This window comes from Variovorax sp. P4_D9, assembly GCF_056401695.1.
The window spans coordinates 1-2,100 of the sequence record NZ_JBFUIU010001195.1; the positions used below are offsets into that span (position 1 = coordinate 1).

Sequence of the window (2,100 nt, forward strand, 5' to 3'; positions counted from 1 at the left end):
ACGCTGTTCGGTGTCCTTGACGCTGGCGTCAGCTACTACGAATCTAAGTCGGACAACGCGTTCGGTGTAGCCGTCACGCAGAGCCAATGGGCCCAGAGCACMTCGGGCTACAACTCCAGCCGTCTGGGCTTCCGTGGCACGGAAGACCTCGGTGGTGGCCTGGCAGCCAGCTTCTGGCTCGAAGCCGGCATCAACAACGACACTGGTGCCGGTGGTTCCAACGCCCCCTTCGTCAGCGGCGGTGGTCTGAACTTCAACCGTCGCTCGACGGTGAGCCTGTCGGGCGCCTTCGGTGAAGTCCGCCTCGGTCGCGACTACACCCCGACGTTCTGGAACGACACCGTGTTCGACCCGTTCGGCACCAACGGCGTGGGTACCAACCTGATCTCGACGGCTAACGGCTTCAGCTCCAGCGGCGCCGTCACTAACGGTTTCACCGCGAACAACCAGTACGTTCGCGCCAGCAACTCGGTCGGCTACTTCCTGCCGCCGAACCTGGGTGGCTTCTATGGCCAGGTCATGTACGCCATGAACGAATCGGTCTCGTACGATCCGGGTACCGTGACGCCTCCTGGCGCTGCCGCGATCCTCGTGAACCCGGCACTCGCAGCCATTGGCAACAACGCACGTGCCGGCCGCTACGCCGGTGGTCGCGTCGGCTACGCCAACGGCCCGCTCGACGTCGCTGTGGCGTACGGTGAATCCACCGTGGCCAGCAACTACTACCGCGGCATCACCCAGAACCTCGACACTTGGAACGTGGGTGCTTCGTGGGACTTCGGCATCGTGAAGCTGTTCGGCGAGTATTCGGATGCCAAGCTCAAGAACGACGTATCCACCCTCACCCTTCCTGGCATCTTCAGCGTGGCTGATCCCAAGGCCAAGGGCTGGCTGCTTGGCGCAACCGTGCCGGTTGGTCCTGGCCTGATCCGCGTTGCCTACTCGGCCGTCGACTACAGCAACACCCTGGGTGTTGTGCAACAGGTCTTCGGCGTGCGCGATGACCCGAGCGCTTACAAGATCGCCCTCGGCTACGTGCACAACCTGTCGAAGCGTACGGCCCTGTACGCAACGGTGGCGCGCATCAACAACAAGGACGGTGCTGACCTGAACATCGGCGGTAACGTGAACTTCACCGGCGGCACCATCAATGGCGGCATCCTGACCCCGAAGAACTCGACGGGTTACGACTTCGGTATCCGTCACGCTTTCTGATCTGACGCTGGCGTAAGCCAGCATCAATGGGAAGTTTTAAGAGCCACTCGACGAAAGTCGAGTGGCTTTTTTCTTGTGCGCCCAGCATGGGCGCGATCTTGGAGGTGCAAGTCCTCCCGCAAGCTGGCCACAGCGAGCGAAGCAAACCGCAACTGCGCGAGGGCGACCGAGCGTGGGGAGGAAGCGGGGAGCGAAACCGCGAGTCGAGGAACACGAACTCATACGAGGCGCTGCCGAGCAGGGCGAGCGGGCAAGATGCCGCGAAGCCCTTGTGGCCAAAGCGAGGCGGCGTAAATGGGGCGACTGTGCGGCGAAGGCGTGCTCACCGTCGCTTACATCGTCGGGGCTGGCGCCCAAGGCGCGCAGTTCACGGTAGATGGTTGGACCCCGACCCCAGAACCTCAACTGGATGGCACGCAGGCGGTGCCGCAACCGACCGTCTTGGTCCCCGCCTATGCTGACCTCAACTTCTCGAACCGCCCGGTGCGGACCCGCATGCCGAGTGGTGTGGGAGGGGTCCGGTCTCCGTTGATCGGCCCCTATCCCGATTGCTGAGATGAAACGTCCCTCTTCAAACAGGTGTGACCTGCGCCGCGTAGTCGATCTGTTGGAGCGGTCGGATCAGGCGGTTGGCAGTTTTGTGGGCGTCGGCGCGGTCGAAGTGGGCGGCGCCGAGGTCGTGCCATTCGGTGCCGTCGCGCAGCCTGTGCCAGGCGGCAGTGAGCATGGAGGCGGCCACGCCGATGATGGCCTTCTTGGCACCGCGGCGAGCGCRCAGCCGGTGGAACTGCGCCTGCAGGTAGCCGTCCTTGACCTTCACGGCCGCCCAGGCGGCCTGCACCAGCGTGGTCTTGAGCCACTTGCCGCCGCGGCGCAATCGGGTGG

1 protein-coding gene and 2 pseudogenes are annotated in these 2,100 nt (G+C 63.9%); 1 reads left to right on the forward strand and 2 read right to left on the reverse strand.

Annotated features, from left to right (window positions below; all coding sequences use genetic code 11):
• A partial coding sequence (locus AC1DY5_RS52885; RefSeq protein WP_478122227.1) for a porin occupies positions 1-1,215 on the forward strand: 1,215 nt, incomplete at its 5' end.
• 348 nt (positions 1,216-1,563) lie between these two features.
• On the opposite strand, the pseudogene AC1DY5_RS52890 reads toward AC1DY5_RS52885, so the two are convergent.
• Positions 1,564-1,662: pseudogene (locus tag AC1DY5_RS52890) on the reverse strand (group II intron maturase-specific domain-containing protein); the annotation flags it as partial.
• A gap of 124 nt (positions 1,663-1,786) precedes the next feature.
• Positions 1,787-2,100 (reverse strand): annotated as a pseudogene (locus AC1DY5_RS52895) (IS110 family transposase); the annotation flags it as partial.